Consider the following 22,316-nt stretch of genomic DNA (forward strand, 5'->3'; position numbering starts at 1 on the left):
CGCTTCGCGCTTACATCACCGCGATAAATCCCAAAGGGATTTACGCTTGGCGCGGGGTGGAGCAGCCCGGTAGCTCGTCAGGCTCATAACCTGAAGGCCGCAGGTTCAAATCCTGCCCCCGCAACCACTGAAATTTGAATATTTGCCCATTCAAGTCGCTTCACAGAAAGCTCCTCCGCGTAAGCGTCGAGGAGCTTTTTTGTTTCTGCGCCGTATCAAGCTCGCTGGCGAGAAGCTTTTCCAGATAATCGTACCGCTTCAAGGCATCGGACTGCTTCTTCATGATCGTCGCGGCTTCCATGGCGGCAAGGGTCGAGGCGATCCGGCCGTGGACTTCTAAGGATGCGGGCTGGTAACCCGGGGTGTTGCCGATGACGACCTTCTGGACGAACTGGTGCACGATGTTGATGAAGGGCTGCTTCGTCTCTGTATCGGCGTGCTCGCGCATTTAATAGAAGGCGGAGTTGATGATCAGCTCGACGGCCTGCGGGCTCACTTCCGCCTTCAGCTTGCGGATTTCGGATTAACGGGACATCGATTCCGGTAAATCCCGGACAGTCGTTTCACTAAATCGCGGACAGTCTGGCGGGATCGACTTTCGTTCGCCTGGTTGATGTCATTGGTTATTGATTTCGGCGTTTTGCGCTTCGGTCAAGAGCGGTCTTGGTTTTTGCTTCCTCATGCTGTCTCCCTCGAGCGCAATTCGATGGGCGTTATGGACGATACGATCGAGGATGGCGTCAGCGATCGTTGGTTCGCCGATCATCTCGTGCCACTGCGCGACGGGAAGCTGGGCAGTGATCAGAGTGGATTTCCGGCGGTAGCGCTCTTCGAAGATTTCCAGGAGATCGAGCCGCTGCTGATCGCTGAGCGCGTGGGTTCCCCAGTCATCAAGGATGAGCAATTGAACACGCGCGAGCTTGTCGACCAATCGGGGAAACCGCCCGTCGAGGCGCGCCAGCGCCAAATCCTCGAAGAGACGGGGCATGCGGACATAGAGAACGGAATAATCGAGGCGGGCCGCCTGCCGTCCGATGGCGCAGGCGAGCCAGGTTTTGCCCGTTCCCGTTTGTCCGGTCAGGATCAAGTGCTCATGGGCTTTGAGCCATTCGCCTTGGGCAAGCGAGAGGAGCTGTCGGCGGTCGAGGCCGCGATGGGCGGCGAAGTCGATATTCTCGATGCAAGCGTCGGGGAAACGCAGTTTGGCGATTGCAAGCCGGTTGGTCAGGCGCTTGTCGCCGCGCACGGCCATCTCCCGATCGAGCATCAGGCCGAGCCATTCATCACGGTTGAGATCGATGCCCTCAGTTTGATTGGCAAGGTCGCGATATGCTGCCGCCATGCCGGATAGGCCGAGCGCATGCATCTGGTCGAGGGTTGGATGTGTGAGCATGTGAGTATCTTCCTTTCTTCACTGGTAATAGGAGCTGCCGCGGATGTTGCCATGCACCGGGGTGGGCTTGACCGGCTCAACACCAGGCGGGGTCTGATCGAGACCGGATTTGAGGATGGTGCTGACGGAGGAATAGCTGAGCGCATTGATCGTCAGTGCCCGATCGCACGCCGCTTCCAGACGCTCGGGGCCGTACCGGCGCGCAAGCGATAGAACGCCTTGAGCGGCGCGGTATCCTTGCTGAGGATGAGGTCTATCGCGCATCAGCCGCTCGATCAGGATTGCAGCGTTGCGGCCAATCTTTGCAGCTTGCTTGATGAGGCTCGCAGGTGTCGTGTTGGCATAATGCTGATGTGTCTTCGGCATGTGCTCGTTGACGGTGACATGACCGCCCCGCTGCGACGTCCGGCGGTGGCTGGCGACGCGTTGGTGATCATGGAAGATCTCGACGATCCGGCTTGTAAGCCGGACATTGACCTTGCGGCCGATCAGGCGGTGCGGCACGGAATAGAAGGCCTTGTCGACCTCGACATGGTAGTCGGGATGAACCTTTGCCGACTTCCATTCGGAGTATTCGAATGGCGTTGCCGGCAAGGGCGCAAGCGCGTCTTGCTCGATCTCCTCGAAGAGCTGCCGCCGGGATTTGCCAACCCGGCGCATCGGCCGGCTATTGAGATCGTCGAGAAGCTGGCTGATCCGCACGTTGAGATCGACAAGGCTGAAGAAACGGTCGTTTCTCAGCCGCGCCAGGATCCAGCGCTCGACGATGAGAACGCTGCCTTCGACCTTAGCCTTGTCCTTCGGCCGTTTCGGACGGGTCGGCAGGATCGTCGTGTCGTAATGCTCGGCGAATGCCGCAAAAGTGGCGTTGATGGTCGGCTCGAACCACAAGGGCTTGGCAACGCCGGCCTTGAGGTTGTCGCAGACGATGGCTTTCGTCACACCACCGAAGAAACCCAGCGCCCGCTGCTGACCCTCGATCCAGTCCGGCAACCGTTGAGTGAAGCTTGCATAGGCGAAGGTGTACAAGGAGGCTGGCAGAACCGCGACGAAGATCTGCGCCAGCCGGATTTCGCCCGTCACCGGATCGATCACCGGGACGGTTTGGCCGGCGTAGTCGGTCTGCATCGCCGCGCCGGCTGTGTGGCGATTGCGGAAGGTGGCGTTGGCGCGCTGTTCGAAAGCGGCGAACCGCTCGCAGAACCACGTGTATCCGTAACCGTTGGGGTGCCGTTCGCGATATTCCTGCCACAACAGCGTCAGTGTCACGCCCTTCCGCTTCAATTCACTGGCGATCTTGCCCCAGTCGGGTTCGTGCATGTCCTGGGGCGGACGGCCGCGACGATGGAACAGGCGGCGCTGCAGAATGCCATCATCGTCCAGCCCAGGCGGCAACGGCCAGCCTGTCAGCCCGGCCTCACGCGCCCGCAGCAGGTAGGTCGAAATGGTCGTTTTGCTGATCTTCAGCCGTTCCGATATCGCACGAACCGAAAGCCCCTGTTCGTACGTCAGTCGCAATATCGATCGAATGTCCTTCACGTCAGTAAGTCTCGCCTGCTTCCGTCTCGCCATTCATCAGCCCCTCGTTCAAATCGAGGTCCAGAATGGCAAAACGGCGCGTGCGAAAGTCGATCTCTTTATCCCGAAAGACTGTCCGGGATTTACCGGAATCGCTGTCCGCGAATTAGCGGAAATGCTGTCCCGGATTTAGTGAAATCGCTGTCCGGGATTTAATGGAATCCCTGTCCGCGAATTACCGAAACCCGCATTCAGCTTCCTGATCTTCTCCCCGAAATCCTCCTCGGTCGGTGCTTGCCTCAGCCGCGCCCCGAGGCCGGCACGAGGCTCTTCGAGCCCGTCGAGCATATCATCGAGTGCTGCCAGACGAGGGCGGCCCTCGGCCGCACGATCGCTGATCTGCCGGATGATCTGGCGCTGTTCCTGCTCTACCGCCTTCAATTCCTCCGAAATGCGCTGGCGCTCGTCGGGTTCATTCTTGACGGACGCTGCGAGGTTGCGGCGCGCCTGTCCGGCGACGTCGTCGAATACGCCCACGCCGAAGAACGCGGCGGGGAGGCAGGACAGAACCTGATCCTCCAGGTTCTTGCGCAGAATGGTCTTCTGGTTGGAGCAGCCGTAGCGTCCCTTGGCCATGATAGCGTAGGATCTGCCGCATCTCCTGGGCGGGGCCGGACAGCAACAGCTTGGTGCTCATCTCCGACCAGGTGAGGATGCTGCCGCGGTAATCGTCCAGGTCCGCTTTGAGATCGAGCGCCCAATCCTTCGCCTTGTCGTATCCGGAAAGGGTCTCGACGGTCACCGGTGACCTGCTGCCGAGTTCGGCGGGTGTCGGCAGGATCCCCGGCTGGATCACTTCGGCACCTGACGGTTTGTCCTTCTTCCAGCGCCCGTTGCTGTCACTGTCGGAAGCCTTTGGCTTCTCGTCCGACCCCGAGGGTTTCTCCGTGGAGGTGGTGGACCTCCTCGATCACCTTTCCGGCGTGTTCGATAAGGCACCGGCAGCCATGATCGATGGCTGCCATGTCCTTGCTGAGCCGGTCTATATGACCATCGATGCGGAGACGGTGGCTCTGTCGCGTAAGGCCCCCAAACAGAAGCCGGTTCTGGGCGCAGGTCAAGCGTGACCTCATGCTCAAGGCTCGCCATCCGGGTCTGCACGGCACACCGGCCATCATTATCGCATTCGCCGTTGCGGCGATGCGCATCCGTATTGCCCTGCGCGTCTGCGACATCATCTACACACCGGCAAGACCACCGCTGGCACGCTGGACAACCTCCTGCCCGAGTATATCGCCCAGATGGAAACCACCGCCCATTGGCTGGCGACGGATTTCCTGACGCGCTGACCGGCACTCCGACCGCCGGGCCATGATGGCCTGGCAGCCAGGCGGGGGCTCTCAAGCCCCGCGCCGCCGCTACCATGTTCCCCAAATTTCATCTCGAATGAAGAGACCAGGATGACCAAGCGAGTACTGTTCTATGCGCGTAGCGTGACCGATCGCCAGAACGAGGTGCCGATCGAAAGACAGATCGAACTCGGCAAGACGTTTGTCGCCGACAGGGGCTGGAAGCTGGTCGAGATCTATTCTGACTCCGCAATCGGCGGAACCTCGTTTACCTCCCGACCCGGCATCCAGCAGCTTCTCGCGCATGTAAAGCGTGAGCGGATCGATGTGGTCCTGTGCGTAACCGTCGACCGGCTCTTCCGCGACGTCGAGCACAGCTCCAAGATCCTCAAGGATCTCGCCTACCATGACACCACAATCTGAACAGTCCAGGCCGGTCAGCCCGTGAGCAACATGGAACTGCATCTGCGCTCGACACTCAGCCACGAACTGGTGGAACAAATTCGCTACCGTACCCGGGAAGGTATGAAGACGGCGGCGCGCAAGGGCAAGGCAACGACCCGCCTCTGCTACGGTTATCGGCTTGGCCAGCAGCGCGACGCCAACGGCGACCGGATCAGGGGTTTGCGTGAGATCGAGCCGGCCGAAGCCGAGATCGTACGCTGGATTTTCGAGCAGTATGCCAATGGGGTCAGTCCGGCGGCGATCGCCCAGAGCCTCAACGCCCGTGGCGTTCCCGCGCCGCAGCACAAGTGCTGGCGCGACGACACGATCCGCGGAGATGGCAAGCGCCAGACCGGCATTCTCCACAACGAGCTCTATGTCGGCCGAATCGTCTGGAACAAGCAGAACTACCGCAAGAACCCCGAGACCGAACGCCGCACCTCGCGCCTCAACGACAAAAGCAAATGGGTCGTGACGGAGGTCCCGTCCCCTTTCCGCTGCCAAAGCGGCGAGGGCCGACAATCTGCAAGACGTGTTGCCCAGCGCGGTCCACGATCTGGGCAACCTTATCCAGGTTGCGGCATCGGCGCTGAACATTCTGTCGCGCAACCCTCAAGTGGAGGGCGATCCGAGCCTGCCGCCGATCGTCGCCTGCGCCAGAATGTCCCTTGGCCGTGCCGGAACCCTTGTCGAGCAGACTTTGCGTCTGGTGCGTGAGGGCGGGACGCCTTTGGAAACTGTCCGAGTAGCTGTCTGCCTAATGGAGCTTAGGGCGCTGGTTGAAAATATCTCGCAGCCGGAAATTCGGCTCGACCTGCAAATTGAGCCGGACTTGCCGGCGCTGACCTGCAGCCGAATCAATCTGCAGGGAGCAATCATGAACCTGCTCACCAATGCACGTGATGCGATGCCGGGCGGTGGGACGATCTCCCTTGCCGCCCGACCTATCACGAAGAGCGGACACACCGTGGCCGTCGAGATAGAGGTCATGGACGAAGGCGTCGGCATGAGCCAGGACACGCTGCAGCGTGCCTTTGAGCCGTTTTTCACGACGAGAGCAACAGGTCTCGGCGGCTTTGGTCTGCCGGTCGTGAAACGATTCGTGGAGGATATCGGCGGGCATGTCACGGTCAAAAGCAGACTCGGTACGGGCACGCGAGTGATTTTGTGCCTTCCGATTTAGGACCCTCGATGGCGGTCATACCGCTGAGAAGCGCGCTGCCTCACACGCTTCAAATTGGCGCTTGTCATTTATAACGCGGACAATTATAGTCCGTGTTATGGCGCATATGACGGCAGGTGTGGAATACGGGTTACATTGTCTCCTGTGGCTAGCGGGTTCGCCCGGCGCACCGTTGAGCAGTCGCGATCTGGCCGATTTTCAGGGGATTTCCCCGAGCTTCTTGGCGAAGATATTTCCGAAGCTGGAGAAGGCGGGGATCGTGTCCGCGTCCGAGGGAATTAAAGGTGGTTATCTGCTCGCAAGGCGACCGGAGGACATTACCGTTTTGGCGGTCGTGGATGCGATCGAAGGCAGGAAACCTTTGTTCGATTGCCAGGAGATTCGCGGTCGCTGTGCTGTGTTCCGTGAACGACCGCCGTCATGGGCAACGAAGGGCGTCTGTGCGATCCATGCCGTGATGCTGCGTGCAGAGAAGGCGATGCGAGATTCGTTGGAGAGTCAGACGCTGGCCGATATCGCCGGCGTCTTCGATCGCAAGGCGCCTCCGGAATTTTCCGAGGATGTCAGCAAATGGCTCGCGGACAGGACTAGAAGCCGGAGCCGTGGTTCGGGAGCGGATGATGCGGAACTGTCCTGAACCGTTGGCGCGTCGGGACATCAATTTGCTGCGAAGCGGGGCTGAACATGCGGTCGCTTTGTCAGATGGGGATGTAGGATGATGAAGTTTGCATTCATCTTCGTCGGTAACGCGAGCGGGACCGGCATCGTGGCGTTAACAGCCCGCGGTTTCGGGAGGTGAGCTGATGACCACCTCAGCCGCCGTTGCAGATGGTCCGCTGGTTCTCGTCGTCGATGATGACGAGGGCGTTCGCAATTCCCTCCAAGAGCTTATGGAATCTGTCGGCCTCGACGTCGTCTGCTTTCCGTCGCCGCGGGACCTACTTAGCGCTGGCCTACCCGATCGACCGGGTTGCCTCGTTCTCGATGTCCGCATGCCGGGAGCAAGCGGGCTCGATCTGCAGCATCAACTTTCGGCCCGCGGGGTTACGAAACCTATCGTCTTCCTGACAGGATACGGCGATATACCGATGACGGTTCAAGCCATGAAGGCCGGAGCCGTGGACTTCCTGACGAAGCCTGTACGGGATCAGACATTGCTGGACGCCGTGGTAGCCGGTATCCAGCGGGATGTGGAGCAGCGGGCGCAGGCTGAAAACATCCACCAGCACGCAACGCGGTTTGCGACCCTGACGCCACGCGAACGGCAGGTGCTTCGCGAGGTTGCGCGCGGGCGGCTCAACAAGCAGATTGCCTTCGAGCTCGGTATCAGCGAGATCACCGTCAAGCTCCACCGCAGCAATGTCATGCGCAAGATGCGGACCATTTCGATTGGTGAACTTATTCGCGCCTGGGATTCGCTGCCTTCCAGTCTCCGCGAAAAGCCTCAGGTCTGAGTCTCGGCGCAACCGGCACAGCCTCATTCTTCGCATTCTTGGTTAGTATCCGGCTTTGAACCGACCCGAGGGGACGGCTCAAGGTCGATCCGCTTGCGGACTATGTTCTCGGCCTACACCCCATTTCGCCCATTGCCCATGAAAGAAGAAGAGCCTCGGCCCTCAGGGCATTGGCAGTGAGTCGGTCCAGGCGAGAGCGCCTAATCATCCGATCTGCATTACCTGTACTCTGGTACTAGACGGCCGATGCCTATGTTCGATTGGCCGCCGCCCCGGCCTGAAGCATTCTCCTCCCGGTCAAGACGACGCAGAGGAGAGACCGGATGCGTAATATCATCAAAACAGCGATGCTCGCTGTTGCGACCGGCATGTCCTGCGGGGCGATCGGTCAGGCCGCAGATCAACAGACAAGGCCGACAATCGTACTCGTGCATGGCGCATTTGCGGAATCGGCGAGCTGGAATGGTGTTATCGGCGAATTGTCGAAGGATGGTTATACCGCGCTTGCTGCGGCTAACCCGCTCCGCAGCGTTGCCGACGATGCAGCGGCCGTCGCCGCCGTCATCCGCTCGATTCCCGGACCGATCGTGCTGGTTGGGCATTCCTACGGCGGACCGGTCATCACCGAGGCGGCGAATGGAAATTCTAACGTAAAGGCACTGGTTTATGTCGCGGCCTTTACGCCGGAGACCGGCGAGTCCAGCCTGAGTCTTACGGGAAAATTCCCGGGCAGCACGCTAGGCGAAGCACTCGTCACGACCGCGCTGCCGGGGGGCGGACAGGATCTCTATATCCGGCCCGAGCGTTTCCACGATCAGTTTGCCGCCGACGTTTCTGAAGAGGAAGCACGGCTGATGGCGGCCACGCAACGGCCGGTCGCGCAGGCCGCACTGGCCGAACCCTCGGGTGCGGCCTCGTGGAAGACGCTGCCTTCCTACGCGATCTATGGTTCCGCAGATCGCAACATCCCGCCGGCGGTCATGAACTTCATGGCGAAGCGCTCGCATGCGGTGAAGACTGTAGTCATCGAGGGCGCTTCGCACGCCCTGATGGTTTCCCATCCCAGGGAAGTCGCCTCGTTGATCGAGGAAGCCGCGTCGGCGAACTGAGCGAGGCGCTGAATGCTGGCGTGTGATTACCCTCAGATATCAACTTGAACGGGAGATTGGACATGAAAATCGTCGTCATTGGAGGCACCGGCCTAATCGGTTCGAAGACCGTCGAACGGCTTCGCAAGAAAGGGCATGATGTGCTGCCGGCTTCGCCAAATTCCGGCGTCAATACCGTTACCGGTGAGGGGCTTAACAAAGCGCTTGCTGGCGCTGAGGTGGTGATCGACCTCGCCAATTCGCCGTCCTTCGAGGAAAAGGCCGCCATGGACTTCTTCGAGGCAGCCGGACGCAACCTTTTTGCGGCGGAAAAGATGGCGGGCGTTCGCCATCACGTGGCGCTATCGGTGGTCGGCACCGATCGTATGCAGTCCATGGGCTATTTCCGTGCCAAGCTGCGTCAGGAAGAACACATCCGCAATTCCGGCATTCATTACACGATCGTCCATGCGACGCAGTTTTTCGAGTTCGTGGGGGCGATCGCGCAATCGGCCACCGAAGGAACGAATGTCCGCGTACCTACGGGCGCATTCCAGCCGATCGCCGCCGACAACGTTGCCGATGCCATGGCCGATGTGGCGGTGTCGGAGCCACTGAACGGCATGATCGAGATCGCCGGTCCGGAACGTGGGCCGATGAATGAATTCGTCGCCCGTTACCTGAAGGCCAACAACGATCCGCGCACGATCATCGCCGATCCCTATGCCCGCTACTTCGAGGTCGAGATCGATCAGCACACGTTGGTTCCCGATACCGATGCTCGCCTCGGCGGAATCCGCTTCGACGACTGGCTGAAATCGCCGGCCGCCCGGAGGTAAGCGGCTTTTCCCGAAATTCCGCGGGTTCGCCGGTTGTCCGGCCGGCGGCCCTTGCTCAAGAAGGAGATGGAATATGATCAAGACACTTCTCTGCGTGGCAGCATTTGTGGCTGCTTCCGTGGTCGCGGTCGCGGCCCATGATGATAACGATGAAAAGGTGACCCTGGTTTACGACCAGCCGCTGCCGAACGTACCGGGCAAGAGCATGAAGGGCGTGCTCGTCGAATATGCGCCCGGCGGCACCTCGCCCGCTCACACGCATCCGGATTCCGCGTTCATCTATGCGACGGTTCTTGAAGGGGCGATCCGCAGCCAGGTCAATGGCGGGCCGGTGACCACCTATCGTGCCGGCGAGAGCTTTTCCGAGTTTCCGGGCGACCACCACGCCGTCAGCGAGAACGCAAGCAAGACGGAGCGTGCCCGGCTGCTCGCAGTGTTCGTGGTCGATACGAACGAAACCAACCTGACGAACTACGAGAAGTAGGATCGATTTCTGGCTTTCGACGCCGCCTACAAGACTGTGCCGGGCTTCGCCAAACTGAGGCTCGGCCTGGAGCAGGCGCCGACCGTCTGACGACAGCGACGTGATGGTGCCAGCCTCTGGCGCCATCACGGTTTAATTCAACTCATTTCGACATGCCCGGCTTGGCCTTTGAGCGCCGCCAGGAGGATTTCATGCGCATCGAGAAGCTCTATCCCATGACGTCGGCCCGCCTGATGGTGATCGATGTTGCCGCAACCCTGCAGGCGGCGGCTGTTACGCTGTCCAATCCCGGTATCGGGCTTGCTATCGTAACTGCCCGAAACGGCAAAGCCGCCGGTGTACTGAGCAAATCCGACCTCGTCCGCCATCTGACGGATAGCGAGCAGCCGGCAACAGTCGAGGCGCTGATGAGCCGAAACATCGTCTCCTGCAGTCCGGTAGATGATCTGCAGGCAGCGTGGCAGGTCATGGTGGAGAACCGTCTCCAGAACATGCCGGTGCTTGGTTCCGATGTGAAGCCACTCGGCGTTCTCGATATCCGCGATGCGCTGAAAGTGCTCTTCGAACAGGAGCAGCTACAGGAACACATGCTGGCAAATTACATCGCCGGCATCGGCTACTGACAGCCAAGACGCTCTCATGCTCCAGACATATCTGGCTGACATTGCCGCCGCACCGCTGAACTGGCTGATCGTTCTCGGCCTTGCCGGAATGATCGTATGGAAGCTGATAGGCTCCATGCGCTCCAATCTGCGGCTTGTCGTGCAGATTATCTTCTTTACCGCCATGACGTCCGTTCTCATTCTCGGGGATATTCCGCTCGGTCAATCGTCGGGTCTGCGGGTTGATAGCGCGCATGCGGTTCTCGTGATCCTCGCCGAGGTCTTGTGGTGGCTTCATCTGTCGTGGGCCGTCATCGGCTTCGTCCGCATCTACCTTGTTTTGGAGGGCAGGCCGCGCGAGGCTCGCCTGTTGCAGGATATCGTCGTCGGCGTCGTCTACATTTGCGTCACGCTCTCGGCTCTTGCGTTCGTGTTCGCGGTCCCGGTCGGGACGCTGATCGCGACCTCCGGTGTCATCGCAATCGCGCTCGGGCTCGCTCTTCAAAATACCCTGGGCGATGTGTTTTCCGGCGTGGCCCTCAACCTCGGGCGCACCTATACGCTTGGGGATTGGATTCTTCTTGAGGATGGTACCGAGGGCCGGGTAATCGCGAGCACCTGGCGTTCGACGCAAATCCTGACAAACGCAAACAACATCGTCGTTCTGCCCAATAGCGTTCTCGCCAAGCTGAAGCTGACCAATGTCAGCAGGCCGGATGAGACGCATCTGCTCAAGATGACCGTGCGGATCGTACCGACACATGCGCCCTCGATCATAGAGGAGGCCATGCTGACCGTGCTGGCAGGCTGCAATGCGATCATGAGGGAACCGCCACCGATCGTCACGATGACCAGTCTCGACGCTACTGCACTGGAAATCCATCTGTTTTTCCGGGTTATCAATCCTTCGTTGCGGACGAAAGCGCAGAACGAGGTGATCGACCGGTTCTATCGCCATTGCAGGTCATCCGGCCTGCAGTTCGCAATGCCGCCCTCGGCGATAGTCATGATGAACGCGATGCCGGGAGACGAGCCCACCGGCATCCCCCGGGCAACGTTGTCGGAGTTCATTGGAGAGAATCCGATCTTTTCCCGGCTGACACAAATCGAGAAGGAAAAGCTCGCCCAATCGAGCACGGAGCGCGAATACCAGAAGAGCGAGGTTATCGTCTCTCAAGGGCAGACGCTGCCTTCGATGAGCATCATTCGAACCGGCGTCGTTTCGATGTTGCACGACGATCACGAAAGGAAACGCCTTTCGACCGGGGATTTCTTCGGTGAGACGGGCCTGTTTGCGGGCATGGGTGAAGCCTACACGTTGCACGCGCTGACGCGCGTCACTGTCTACGAAATCGACCAGGAAAATCTTGCACAGCTTCTTGCCGGGCGCCCCGCCATAGCCGAGGAAATAGCGGACATGTTGTCGGTCCGTGCAGGCGACCCCGGCGAGCTGGCACTGGCGGCGGCCAGGCACGAGCGCAGCGCTCCCGCGTTCCTCAAAGCGATCAGGACGATGTTCACGACCTGAACCACGCCCATCCAATCAATCTGAATATCAGAAGGAAGAGAAATTATGGCCCTGAAACTCTACTACGCACCCGGAGTCTGCAGCCTTGCCAGTCACATATGCCTGATCGAAGGGGAAGGGCAATTTGAGGTGGAGCGGGTCGATCTGAAAACCAAGGTCACCGCGTCGGGTGAAGACTTCCGCACGATCACGGCCAAAGGCTACGTGCCGGCATTAATGCTGGATAGCAGCGAGGTAATCACCGAGAACGTGGCTGTGCTTGCCTATATCGCCAAGGAAATTCCTCGGCTGGGAGTTCTAGGGGAGTTCGGCCAGATTCGGCTGCTCGAAGCGCTGGCCTATCTTTCCACTGAAGTGCACAAGGGCTTCGAGCAGCTTTTCCTCGGTGCGGGCACCGAGCAATCCGCCAAGATAGCAGCCAATATCACCCGTCGCCTTCAATACCTCGCCGACCACCTGCATAACGATTATCTGTTCGGCGATCATCCCGGCGTCGCGGACTTCTACCTGTTCGTGATGATGAGATGGGCCACGATGTTCGGCGTCGAAATTCCGGTGCCGCTACTGGCAATCCAAGGGCGCCTCCTGGCGCGGCCCTCTGTCCATGCCGCGTTGAGGAGCGAAGGACTGGCCGCCGCCTGAGAACCCGCCACTTTCCATGTCCAGAAAGGCTTTCAGAGAGGCGATGGCGGGTTTGCGAGGTGGCGTCGCCTAATTTCGGGTCGTCCTGAGAGCCTAAGCGCGTTCGAGCGCTGAATTTGCGTTGCGAATCCTCGCCCTATCCTTCGGAACAGGTGTTATCACAGCCAACTCCCATATAGGCTGCCAAGTGGAAGGGCTGTGTTGTGCTCCATCTCTGGAGCACCACGGTGATCTCGAATGCAATGGGATCGGGTGAGGAATGTCGAGTTCCGCCGGAACGTCAAAGTCAGATCATGATGGGCGGACAAAACCGCCCGATATCGATGTCGTCCAATCTGCGAAGATCGTCGAGCGGATCACGGGCAATGCATGGGCGACGGATGCCGCTGGCAGGTTCATCTATGTGACGCCGGAGGCGCTTGCATTCTTCGGCATTACGCTCGACGAACTGAATTCGCCAACCGACGCGGGCATCTATGATGGCGGCAAGTCATCCATCCGGAAGATTACGATGCTGCTGCGGCCGCCTGGCACCGTTGCCTGCAGACCGGCGAGCATTACAGCGTCGAGCACCGAATGTTGCGGGCGACCGGCAGCTATGGCTGGGCACGCAGTACGGGGCAGCCGATACGCGATGCAACGGAAACAGTCGTTGGCTGGTATGGCACGGTGATCGATGAAGACAGTCGGTCGCGGCCCGGCGAGAGGCCGGCAGAGAATTCAGGCGACCCGTCTGTCCAGAACGTCACAGGCGCAGCACCTCATTCCTTTGCGGCAATACACCCGGACGATCCCCCGAACGTGGGACAAGCCCAAGAATCGCCACGGGAGAGCGAACGGCGCCTTCAGCAGCTTGTCGAGACGCTGCCCGCGCTCATCTATTGCGCCTTGCCGGACGGCAAGCCGATATATCGAAGCAAGCGGCTTCGCCAATACCTCGGCTTCAACCTCGAGGACACCGACAATCTGGGAAAATCCCGGCTGGACGGTACGCTCGATGCCGTGATCCACCCCGATGATCTGGCGACCGTGAAGGAGCACTACAGCCATTCGCTCTCCACTGGTCAGCCCTATGCGCTGAGACATCGCTTGCGGCGCTTCGATGGCGTGTACCGCTGGGTCGAGACCAGAGCCTCGGCTATGTGCAATGCCGAAGGCACGATCGTGCAGTGGAACGGCATCTGCCTGGACATCCAGGATCAGGTCCATGCACAGGAAGAATTGAGCCGCGTCCAGGAAAATCTCTCCCGGGCGAACCAGGCGGCAAGCCTCGCCGAACTGTCAGCCTCGATCGCGCATGAGGTGAACCAGCCGCTTTCGGCGGTGATGAATTATTCGAGCGCCTGTCAGCGTTGGCTGACGGCGGTGCCGCCGAACATCGAACGAGCTCAAAAGACACTGGAGCGAATCGTTCAAAGCGCAACTTCGGCCGCCGATGTCGTTAGCCGCATCCGTGCGCTGTTCAAACAATCGACGGACAAGCGGGACAGTACCGAGCTTGGCGCCGTCGTCAGGGAAGCACGCGATCTGCTCGCAGAACAGGCATCGCGCCAGCGCATCCGAATGGACATCGAGGGCGAGAGCGGGCTGAGGCTCGTGCCCTTCGACCGCGTGCAGATACAGCAGGTACTGGTCAACCTCATGCGCAACGGCTTGGATGCTATGGCGTCCGTCCCGAACGAGAAGATCCTTCGAATTCGCGCCTATCGCGCGGATGGTATGGTCAGGATCGAGGTCGCTGACCGGGGCCGGGGCATACAGTTTCCTGACAAGATATTCGAACCCTTCTTCACCACTAAAGATCAGGGGATGGGCATGGGATTGGCGATCTCGCGCTCGATCGTCGAGTCGCATGGAGGGCAATTGTGGGCGGAAAAAAATGAACCACGCGGTGCCAGGTTCGTCTTCACATTGCCGCTTGAAATGACGGAAGCCGCATGATCCATGCGTGGCAGGACGAATGACGAGGAGCATGGCATGAGCAAGCCTCTTGTGGCAATCGTCGACGATGATGCGAGGGTGCTTGCTTCTCTGGATGAGCTGCTGGAATCGGCAGGGTACGCAACCATCTGCTTCGTCTCGGCAGAGGCATTGCTTGCTCACGGGCTCAAGGGCGTCGACATCTTGATCACCGATATCGGCATGCAGGGAGCAAACGGATTCGAGCTTCGTGACAGGGTCTGGCGGAAATTTCCGGAACTACCGGTGTTTCTGATCACCGGCCGGCACGAGATTACCGATCAGAGACATTCCCGTGGCAAGGGCGGCTTTCTGCGCAAACCTTTCGATGGTCATGCCCTGCTTGCGGCCCTCCGCGAGGCTTTGGACGACAAGTAAGCCTGATGCCTTCGGTCTTACCCGTTCGTGCCACTTCAGAGCCATCTTCGGATTGATCCCATAGCTCCCTTGGTTCCGCAGCCGAAGCCTGCGATCACTGTATTGCAGCTCGGACTGTGTGCGTAGTCGTGGCACTGCCGTGTAAAACCTGTCCCATAGTGCTCCCTTCCATTCGCGGGAAAAGATCGCACCATCAAACTCTGGGATCAAACACCAGCGTGCTCATCGCCAAATCCCCATCGTCGTAAACCGGCGGTACAATCCACCCTGTCCTCAGGTGTAGCTCTCCCTCCTCCTTGGCCTGATCGACCGTCAAAACGCTTCAACCTACACTCCGCCGCATGGTCCGTGCACCGCACGTTCCAAGCCCGCGAGGCAGGAGAGCATCCTGACGCAGGCAGACAGAAATCTCTACACAAACGGTATGCAGGAGGCCGACATGAGCTTGGAGAATACCTTGAACGCCAACGGATCGACGCGCGAAGAACTCGTCCCATCGCGCTACGCGGTTCGGATCGGCGAGATCGAAGTACTAGTGATCAGCGACGGGGTTCTGCCCCTTCCGACCAAGATGTTGGGACACAATGTCGACGCTACAGAACGCGCGGCTTGGCTGGATCACATGTTCCTGCCGTCGGACGCGTTCGACTGGGCGCTGAACGCTGTCGTGGTACGCAGCGGCGCGCAGACCATCCTCATTGACGCCGGGCTTGGACTAGACCCGGAATTGAACCTGCCGCGGGCAGGGCAGTTGGTAAAGCGGCTCGAGAGCGCCGGTATCGATCTCGGATCCGTGACCGACGTCGTGCTGACCCACATGCACATGGACCATGTCGGCGGACTGCTCGTCGATGGCGTCAGGGAACAACTGCGTCCGGATCTGCGGATTCACGTTGCTGCTGCCGAAGTGAAGTTCTGGGAAGATCCCGATTTCACACATGTCAACATGCCTCCCGGTTTCCCGGACGCGCTTCGGGCGGCGGCCAAGCGGTTCAGCAAGCAGTATCACAACCAACTGCGACTGTTCGATGAGGAATTCGAGGTCGCTCCGGGTGTCGTCGTCTCCCGCACCGGCGGTCATACTCCCGGCCACAGCGTGGTCCGAGTGGCATCCGGCAACGACAGGCTTATGTTTGCAGGCGATGCCGTATTTGCCGTCGGTTTCGAACACCCCAACTGGTTCAACGGCTTCGAACATGACCCCGAAGAGGCGGCCCGCGTTCGAGTCCGGCTTTTGAAGGAATTGGCGGCGACCGGCGAGCTGCTGGTGGCCACCCATATGCCGTTCCCTTCGGTCGGACATGTTGCCGTGGATGGCGACGCCTTCCGCTGGGTACCGGTTTTCTGGGACTACTGACTATGAATAGCTGAGGTTCCAGCCAGGAGTACTGCGATCCCGGTCAGCCGGGGTCGCCAAATCTATCCAATGATCAAAGGGTCACGACATGACTGCGACAGAGACACGCATGCTTGCCGGCATTTCAGTTCCTAAAACACCGCTGGTCGACAAGGCGATCGATTATGCCCGAAAGACGTGCGAACCCTATCTTTTCAATCACGTCATGCGCTCCTGGCTGTTCGCCGCGCGGATCGCCGAACTGCAGAACATCCTGCACGATGCCGAAGTCGTCGCGGTCGGCACTCTGCTGCATGACATCACCCTTAATGACAGATTTTCTGGACCTCGCCGCTTCGAGGTGGAGGCTGCCGAACTCGCACGGAATTTCGCAACCGAAGCCGGGCTCGACAGCCATCGAGCCCAATTGATCTGGGACAGCGTGGCACTTAATTCCACGCCGTCGATCGGCCTCTACAAGGAGGCCGAAGTCGCGCTTTGCACCATCGGCATCTGCTTCGATGTCGTCGGCCTGAAATACAGCGTCATCCCTTCGTCCGAGGTGCGGACGATTGTTGCCGAATTTCCGCGGCTTGGTATGAAGCGCAAGATGACCAAGTGCTTCTGCCACATCGCCAAGACGCAGCCGGAAACCACCTACGACAATTTCGTTCGGGATTTCGGAGAGCGCCTGGTGCCCGGTTACAGGGCTACGTCGTCTGTTGATCTTGTGGAGGCCGCTCCTTTTGACGAGTAGAGGACGAACTGGCAAGTAGGCTCAAAGTTGAGCGAGAGCCTTTGCCTCGCCGGCCATGAAGTCGCAAAACAACCTCACTCGCGCCGGAACGGTCCGTCCGAAGGCATGCAGGGCACTGAGCGGCAGCTTCGGGAGTGTAATTTCCGGGGCAAGTTCGACAAGCCTGCCGGCTCGCAGCTCTTCCTTGACAAGGCATCGCAATAGGTAGGCGGCACCGAGCCCGTTAAGCGCGGCGTGGATCAGAGCCGTTCCCGTGTCGCAATCGATCCTCCCGTTAGGCATGAAGGTTGCGCCGCCGACAAGGCGGACGGGCTGTACAGCACCGCCCATCGCGTAACGTGCGAAAGGCAGTCTCGCCAACGCTTCCGCGGACTCCGGGTCACCCCATGCCGCAACGAAATCTGGCGACGCCACCATCACCATCGGCAGATCTGCCAGCCGGCGGACAATGAGATCTTCCGGCAGAGGGGAACCGGCACGCAAGGCGACATCGTAATCCTCACGAACCAGATTGACGAAGCGGTCGGTCAATCCGATATCGAGCTGCAGGTCCGGATAGGCTTTCGCAAAAATGCCGAACAGTCGCGGCAGGAGCAGCGGCGCAAGTTCGCCCGGCATGCTGATCCTCAATCTGCCGTGTGGCGGGGCCTGTTGCCGGATGGCGTCGTCGCTCGCGTCGAGTTCACGCAAGAGCGGGGCAAGCCGTTCGAAGAATACCTTTCCGTCCTGCGTCAGTGTGAGGGTACGGGTGGAGCGAAGGAAAAGCCGAGTTCCGATCTTCTTCTCCAGCCTCGCAACGCTTTTCGAAACTGCCGACGGCGTCGTACCGAGATCGCGCGCCGCTGCCGTAAAAGATCCGGCTTCCACGGTCCGCACGAAAGCCATCAGTCCCGACGTTTCTCCAAGCATGTTGGGCATTGGCCTCTCCGTGGCACAGATCATGTGCCTGACATTGATCTAATCGCGTGTACCGCGAGGGTCTATCTCCACCGTTGAAAGAAACGGAGAAAACAAATGCAGCATCTCAAGGACAAGATCGCCGTGATAACCGGCGGCAATAGCGGCATCGGCAAGGCGACCGCATGCCTCTTCGCTAAAGAGGGCGCTCAGGTGATCATCACCGGCCGGCGTCAGGACATTGTCGATCAGGCGGCCACCGAGATCGGCCATGGCGCGATCGGCGTCGTCGGCGACGTGGCGGAACTCAACCATCATAAAGAACTGGCGGACATGGTGAAAACCAAGTTTGGCTGCCTCGACATCTACATGGCCAATGCCGGCGTCATCAACCTCACCGCTTCCGGCAATGTTACGCCGGGGGACTATGACCGCCATTTCGCCACAAATACCCGCGGTGTCTTCTTCGGTGTGCAGACCCTCGCTCCGTTGATCCGCGATGGTGGCAATATCATAGTCACCAGTTCGCTCGCCGCCACCAAGGTTCTCCCGGACCACATCGTCTATGCCGGATCTAAAGCGGCGGTTGCCGCATTCGCCAAGAACTGGGCGATCGAGTTCAAGCCGCGGAAGATCCGGGTAAACATTCTGAGCCCCGGCCCGGTCGTGACAGCCATCCTCGGGAAGCTCGGCGTTTCGGAGGCAGATCGCCCGGAATTCGAAAACTATATGGCATCCCTCATCCCGGCAGGACGGATGGGGCAGCCGGACGAATTGGCCCGCGCCGCCCTGTTTCTCGCATCTGACGCAGGGAGCTTCGTGAACGGTATCGAATTGCATGTCGATGGCGGCATGACGTTGGCCTGAAGGAGCAGGAACATGACTGAGCAATACAATCCCGAGATTGTCGCCTTTATCGATCGTCTGGCGGAAACCGGCAGCAACTATCGGATGGCGGAAATGGAGGAGCTTTACACGGAAGATCTTGGCTTCCTCGTGCTGACCGGGGACGGCAAGATTGCCAGGTTCTCCAAAGCGGAAATGTTTGCGGAGTTCCGCGCCCGGCGCGATGCCGGTGAGAGGCCGCTTTCGACCGAAAAGCGAATATTGCATATCGAGGAACAGGATGATGAAGCGACCGCTGTTCTCTATCGCCGCATGAGCGATCGCGCATCGCCGGCCTTCTACGAATTGCGGCTGCGGCGGGTAAACGGCAATTGGCGGGTTTCGGGCGAAACCGTTTTGCCCTGGCCGGATCTCGCCACCATCAAAGGCTTCCTGCCGCCGCGAGAGCATTGAAGGCCAAGGCGTTACGCGCCACAAAAAATCAGCAAAAGATGCAGCCGGCTCTTGAGGGGCTGGCTGCCGCAACTTTTTCCTACGATATAGATCGCGTCTCATCTTCCTCAGGGAGCCGTCCGGCGCCACTCGCCGGGTGTCGATCCGGTATGGCGCTTGAAGGCGACGCAAAAAGCGGTAAGGGTCGCATAGCCCAATATCCCGGCAATATCGGTTACCTGTAGACCCGGATCGCGAAGCATCGCCATGGCCTGATCCATCCGTCTCTGGCGTAGCCATTCATGCGGGGTAAGGCCGGTGCTTTTCTTGAACGAGCGGCAGAAGTGGAAGCGCGAGAGGTTGGCGGCATCTGCCAGCGCAGCCAGCGAAAAGTCCTCCTGATTTTCTGAGGAGAGCCGCTCCAGTGTCATGCGGAGAATGGTAGGCGAGAGACCGCCCGAGGCCTTCTCGGTCGTTTCAGCCACGCCGCTATGGGTCTTCACGATATGGATAGCGATTAGGCTCGCCAATTGCTGGCGATATAGGCCTTCAAGATATGCCGGTTCGCCGAAGGTCTGAAGCGTCAACTCAAGAAGGCCTGCCAAAATATTGTCGGGCTGCGCTGTGCTTTCGATTAATGGCCTTGCCGGGCCAGGGGATTCCCGGCCGACGCGATCGAGCAATTCCGGTGAGAGATAGAGTTGTAGGATATCCATCGGTCCATAAATATCCCAGCGTGAACTGGAATTTGCAGGTATGAACGTAATACTGCCGCGCCGACCCATTCCCGTCGAATATTCCTGTCCAGACCGGCGCTCCAGGCGCTGCATCGCTCCGAGATAGGTCATGATCACATGATCCGACATAGGCTGCACGGTCTCGTGGAACGGCTGATGCTTCCAACGGGCGAGTCGGGTGTCGAAAGGGTCTTCGAAGCAGAAGGATTCAACGGGAACAGTCCGCAGCACCCGCTGCATTTCGCTGACCGGTCTAATGCCATTGGCCCTGGATGGGATGCTTGGTTTGATCTCAAAGGGAGCCATACCCGGTTCCTTCCAGCGGCTCGTGAACGTGGAAGGAGGATAATATCTAGGGCTTGGTCGGCGATATCGTCCGCTGGACCATCCTGACCTGTTCCAGGGACTCGGATATCAGCACCAAAGGAAGTACGGCACGGGCTGATTGACGGCGCGCCCTATGCATGCGGATAGTACGTCCTATCAAAGATGGAAGGTTGTTCTTCAAGGGATTGGGAAGCGGCGCCGGCGGCGGATGACGCCGCTTCCCGGCCGACTAGCGCTCGATGAATGCGAGCAGGTCGGCGTTAATGATGTCGGCATGCGTCGTGCACATGCCGTGCGGCAGGCCGGGATAAATCTTGAGTGTGGAATTCTTCAGGAGCTTGGCCGAAAGCGGTGCGGAATCGGCAATTGGCACGATCTGGTCGTCATCGCCATGCAGAACAAGTGTCGGTACCGCAATCATCTTCAGATCTTCAGTGAAATTGGTCTCGGAAAATGCCTTGATGCCGAGATATTGCGCATTGGCAGCGCCCATCATCGACTGGCGCCACCAGTTCTGGACGATCGTTTCCATCGCCTTTGTGCCTTCTCGATTGAACCCATAAAAGGGACCGCTTGCGAGATCGTGGTAAAACTGCCCGCGGTTTGCAGCGAGTTGCGAGCGCAGGTTGTCGAAAGCTTCAATCGGCAGACCGCCGGGATTTTCCTTGGTCTTGACCATGATTGGCGGCACGGCGCCAATCAGCACCAGCTTTACGACGCGTCCGTCTGGTTGGCCATGCCTGGCAACGTAGTGCACGGCCTCGCCGCCGCCGGTAGAGTGCCCGATATGGACGGCGTTGCGGAGATTGAGGTGCTTGGCGACCGCAGCGAAATCGGCGGCATAGTGATCCATGTCGTGGCCATCGCTGACCTGGCTCGAACGTCCATGGCCGCGGCGATCATGCGCGATGACGCGATATCCCTTGCCGAGGAAAAAGAGCATCTGGGCATCCCAATCGTCGGCGGTAAGTGGCCAACCATGATGAAAGACAAGCGGCTTGGCTGACTTCGGACCCCAGTCCTTGTAGAAAATATCGACGCCGTCGGCGGTCGTTACGTGGTTCATGTCGTGGTTTTCCTTGTTGGACTGACTGCTTTTGGCGGGGGTGGCTTTTGCTGCGGCACCTTCAGGCGCTGCGGCAAAAATCGTGGCCGAAAGACCGGCAATCAGGACATCGCGCCGGTATGGCACCGGCTGTGCAAAAAGATGTTCTTTGGCATTCGGGGTGTCTGGGAAGGAATTTCTGGTCATGGCTTTCTCCGTGTTTGAAGCATCCACGTGGAGGTCTTATCGGAGAGCGAAATTCGATGGCCTCTCGCAATTGCGCGGCCTGTCGCAGGATTGCTGTTCTTTTTCCCGGGAGGATTCTAGAAAGTTCCACATTTCTTCCGGTGGCCCATCCGAACGGTACGGTTTCCCGGCTCCACCTCCGCAAACTGCCTTGCGTCTCAACTTCTTCGGATATCCGGGCATTGCCACCAAGAGTTGGAACATGGTGACCGCGGTGAAACCTTGAAAGCGGACCTCTGTATCATGTGCAACGAGGCAGGACGGCTCGCGAACCTCTATAGATACGGCACCCTTTCCAGTTGAAAATGTTTGCCGCACATGGGACTACTTCAAGAATTGAACGCTCACTGAGGCCCCATCCGTGCAGCAAATTGAAGTCAAAGTCGAAAACGACCACATTCAGCGGATTACTACCGCAAAGCCCATTTCAACCATTTCCGAGCTAATCTGGAACGCTTATGATGCCGATGCGCGCGAAATAAAAGTCGAACTCGAAGAAGGTCAACTCACGAGACTTGGCGTAATCCGAATTGTCGATGACGGTACGGGCATTCCTGCCGACGAGGTGGAGACGTGTTTTCAGTCGCTGGGCGGCTCCTGGAAAAAGCGCACCGTGAAAACCAAAAGTGGCCGTTCGATCCACGGGGAAAAGGGTCAAGGCCGCTTCAAAGCGTTTGCGCTCGGGGATCGCGTGACGTGGGTTTCGCGCCATGCCGGGAAAAGTTTTCAATCAGTGGCGACAAATCGGACCTGAAGCGATTTCCGACAGCGTGCCAGAAGCAAACACCGGCTGCACCGTAGAAATTGAGAATGTCGTCCGCGATTTTGAGAT

At 59.2% G+C, this 22,316-nt stretch carries 27 protein-coding genes and 1 tRNA gene; 21 read left to right on the forward strand and 7 right to left on the reverse strand.

The annotated features are described in order from the left end of the window. Positions 1-50 precede the first annotated feature (50 nt). Positions 51-127: transfer RNA gene (locus tag ABK249_RS20835), tRNA-Met, on the forward strand. Between the two features lie 33 nt (positions 128-160). Here the strand turns inward: ABK249_RS20835 and ABK249_RS20840 are convergent. The 4 genes from ABK249_RS20840 to ABK249_RS20855 form a co-directional block, all read right to left on the reverse strand. Continuing rightward, on the reverse strand, positions 161-448 hold the full coding sequence (locus tag ABK249_RS20840) for a hypothetical protein (protein WP_348863836.1): 288 nt from the start codon (positions 446-448) through the stop codon (positions 161-163). A 168-nt stretch (positions 449-616) separates the two neighbouring features. After that, positions 617-1,393 carry an IS21-like element helper ATPase IstB gene (gene istB, locus ABK249_RS20845; RefSeq protein ID WP_227704226.1) on the reverse strand — a complete coding sequence of 259 codons (777 nt, stop codon included), beginning with the start codon at positions 1,391-1,393 and terminating at the stop codon, positions 617-619. Positions 1,394-1,411: 18 nt separating this feature from the next. Then, entirely contained in the window at positions 1,412-2,965 is a 1,554-nt protein-coding gene (istA, locus tag ABK249_RS20850) for an IS21 family transposase (protein WP_227704227.1), read from the reverse strand. A 135-nt stretch (positions 2,966-3,100) separates the two neighbouring features. Beyond that, positions 3,101-3,547, reverse strand: a complete 447-nt coding sequence (locus tag ABK249_RS20855; RefSeq protein ID WP_348863838.1) for a hypothetical protein — start codon at positions 3,545-3,547, stop codon at positions 3,101-3,103. Between the two features lie 134 nt (positions 3,548-3,681). Between ABK249_RS20855 and ABK249_RS20860 the strand changes: the two genes are divergently transcribed. The 17 genes from ABK249_RS20860 (at position 3,682) to ABK249_RS20945 (ending at position 16,954) form a co-directional block, all read left to right on the forward strand. Further along, positions 3,682-4,038, forward strand: a complete 357-nt coding sequence (locus ABK249_RS20860) for a hypothetical protein (RefSeq protein WP_348863840.1) — start codon at positions 3,682-3,684, stop codon at positions 4,036-4,038. 4 nt (positions 4,039-4,042) lie between these two features. Continuing rightward, the gene (locus ABK249_RS20865) at positions 4,043-4,252 is read left to right on the forward strand and encodes a hypothetical protein (RefSeq protein ID WP_348863842.1); all 210 of its coding nucleotides are present in this window, start codon (positions 4,043-4,045) and stop codon (positions 4,250-4,252) included. Positions 4,253-4,371: 119 nt separating this feature from the next. Next, the gene (locus tag ABK249_RS20870; protein ID WP_348863844.1) at positions 4,372-4,683 is read left to right on the forward strand and encodes a recombinase family protein; all 312 of its coding nucleotides are present in this window, start codon (positions 4,372-4,374) and stop codon (positions 4,681-4,683) included. Between the two features lie 30 nt (positions 4,684-4,713). Continuing rightward, complete coding sequence (locus tag ABK249_RS20875) at positions 4,714-5,421, forward strand: recombinase family protein (protein ID WP_348863846.1); 708 nt, start codon at positions 4,714-4,716, stop codon at positions 5,419-5,421. Between the two features lie 43 nt (positions 5,422-5,464). After that, positions 5,465-5,887, forward strand: a complete 423-nt coding sequence (locus ABK249_RS20880) for an ATP-binding protein (RefSeq protein ID WP_348863848.1) — start codon at positions 5,465-5,467, stop codon at positions 5,885-5,887. Positions 5,888-5,993: 106 nt separating this feature from the next. After that, on the forward strand, positions 5,994-6,524 hold the full coding sequence (locus ABK249_RS20885; protein ID WP_348863955.1) for an RrF2 family transcriptional regulator: 531 nt from the start codon (positions 5,994-5,996) through the stop codon (positions 6,522-6,524). Positions 6,525-6,690: 166 nt separating this feature from the next. Continuing rightward, the gene (locus tag ABK249_RS20890; protein WP_348863850.1) at positions 6,691-7,341 is read left to right on the forward strand and encodes a response regulator transcription factor; all 651 of its coding nucleotides are present in this window, start codon (positions 6,691-6,693) and stop codon (positions 7,339-7,341) included. Between the two features lie 323 nt (positions 7,342-7,664). After that, positions 7,665-8,450: an alpha/beta fold hydrolase gene (locus ABK249_RS20895; RefSeq protein WP_415926463.1), complete on the forward strand. Its 786-nt coding sequence runs from the start codon at positions 7,665-7,667 to the stop codon at positions 8,448-8,450. A 62-nt stretch (positions 8,451-8,512) separates the two neighbouring features. Beyond that, positions 8,513-9,268, forward strand: coding sequence for an SDR family oxidoreductase (locus ABK249_RS20900; protein WP_348863852.1), 756 nt, complete (start codon positions 8,513-8,515; stop codon positions 9,266-9,268). Positions 9,269-9,341: 73 nt separating this feature from the next. Continuing rightward, positions 9,342-9,752 carry a cupin domain-containing protein gene (locus ABK249_RS20905; RefSeq protein ID WP_176952214.1) on the forward strand — a complete coding sequence of 137 codons (411 nt, stop codon included), beginning with the start codon at positions 9,342-9,344 and terminating at the stop codon, positions 9,750-9,752. A gap of 191 nt (positions 9,753-9,943) precedes the next feature. Further along, positions 9,944-10,375 (forward strand): CBS domain-containing protein, encoded by a 432-nt coding sequence (locus tag ABK249_RS20910; protein ID WP_348863854.1) that lies wholly within the window; start codon positions 9,944-9,946, stop codon positions 10,373-10,375. 16 nt (positions 10,376-10,391) lie between these two features. After that, entirely contained in the window at positions 10,392-11,882 is a 1,491-nt protein-coding gene (locus ABK249_RS20915; RefSeq protein WP_348863856.1) for a mechanosensitive ion channel family protein, read from the forward strand. Between the two features lie 45 nt (positions 11,883-11,927). Beyond that, the gene (locus tag ABK249_RS20920; RefSeq protein WP_348863857.1) at positions 11,928-12,524 is read left to right on the forward strand and encodes a glutathione binding-like protein; all 597 of its coding nucleotides are present in this window, start codon (positions 11,928-11,930) and stop codon (positions 12,522-12,524) included. Between the two features lie 540 nt (positions 12,525-13,064). Beyond that, positions 13,065-14,465 (forward strand): PAS domain-containing sensor histidine kinase, encoded by a 1,401-nt coding sequence (locus tag ABK249_RS20925; RefSeq protein WP_463139872.1) that lies wholly within the window; start codon positions 13,065-13,067, stop codon positions 14,463-14,465. A gap of 36 nt (positions 14,466-14,501) precedes the next feature. Next, positions 14,502-14,861, forward strand: coding sequence for a response regulator (locus ABK249_RS20930; protein ID WP_348863859.1), 360 nt, complete (start codon positions 14,502-14,504; stop codon positions 14,859-14,861). 439 nt (positions 14,862-15,300) lie between these two features. Continuing rightward, positions 15,301-16,218 carry an MBL fold metallo-hydrolase gene (locus ABK249_RS20940; RefSeq protein ID WP_415926464.1) on the forward strand — a complete coding sequence of 306 codons (918 nt, stop codon included), beginning with the start codon at positions 15,301-15,303 and terminating at the stop codon, positions 16,216-16,218. Positions 16,219-16,306: 88 nt separating this feature from the next. Then, positions 16,307-16,954 (forward strand): HD domain-containing protein, encoded by a 648-nt coding sequence (locus ABK249_RS20945; protein WP_348863862.1) that lies wholly within the window; start codon positions 16,307-16,309, stop codon positions 16,952-16,954. A gap of 21 nt (positions 16,955-16,975) precedes the next feature. Here the strand turns inward: ABK249_RS20945 and ABK249_RS20950 are convergent, their stop codons facing one another. Next, complete coding sequence (locus tag ABK249_RS20950; RefSeq protein ID WP_348863863.1) at positions 16,976-17,872, reverse strand: LysR family transcriptional regulator; 897 nt, start codon at positions 17,870-17,872, stop codon at positions 16,976-16,978. A 96-nt stretch (positions 17,873-17,968) separates the two neighbouring features. Between ABK249_RS20950 and ABK249_RS20955 the strand changes: the two genes are divergently transcribed. Together ABK249_RS20955 and ABK249_RS20960 are read left to right on the forward strand one after the other, a co-directional pair. After that, positions 17,969-18,718: an SDR family NAD(P)-dependent oxidoreductase gene (locus ABK249_RS20955; RefSeq protein WP_348863864.1), complete on the forward strand. Its 750-nt coding sequence runs from the start codon at positions 17,969-17,971 to the stop codon at positions 18,716-18,718. 12 nt (positions 18,719-18,730) lie between these two features. Continuing rightward, the gene (locus ABK249_RS20960) at positions 18,731-19,150 is read left to right on the forward strand and encodes a hypothetical protein (protein WP_348863865.1); all 420 of its coding nucleotides are present in this window, start codon (positions 18,731-18,733) and stop codon (positions 19,148-19,150) included. A gap of 107 nt (positions 19,151-19,257) precedes the next feature. On the opposite strand, the gene ABK249_RS20965 is transcribed toward ABK249_RS20960, so the two are convergent. Then, positions 19,258-19,959 (reverse strand): helix-turn-helix transcriptional regulator, encoded by a 702-nt coding sequence (locus tag ABK249_RS20965; RefSeq protein ID WP_348863866.1) that lies wholly within the window; start codon positions 19,957-19,959, stop codon positions 19,258-19,260. Positions 19,960-20,422: 463 nt separating this feature from the next. Next, the gene (locus ABK249_RS20970) at positions 20,423-21,259 is read right to left on the reverse strand and encodes an alpha/beta fold hydrolase (protein WP_348863957.1); all 837 of its coding nucleotides are present in this window, start codon (positions 21,257-21,259) and stop codon (positions 20,423-20,425) included. A 586-nt stretch (positions 21,260-21,845) separates the two neighbouring features. On the opposite strand from ABK249_RS20970, the gene ABK249_RS20975 reads away from it, so the two are divergent. After that, positions 21,846-22,238 carry an ATP-binding protein gene (locus ABK249_RS20975; protein WP_348863868.1) on the forward strand — a complete coding sequence of 131 codons (393 nt, stop codon included), beginning with the start codon at positions 21,846-21,848 and terminating at the stop codon, positions 22,236-22,238. The last annotated feature ends 78 nt before the right edge of the window (positions 22,239-22,316 follow it).

Origin of the sequence: Neorhizobium phenanthreniclasticum (assembly GCF_040066075.1) — a bacterium.
GTDB lineage: Bacteria > Pseudomonadota > Alphaproteobacteria > Rhizobiales > Rhizobiaceae > Neorhizobium > Neorhizobium petrolearium.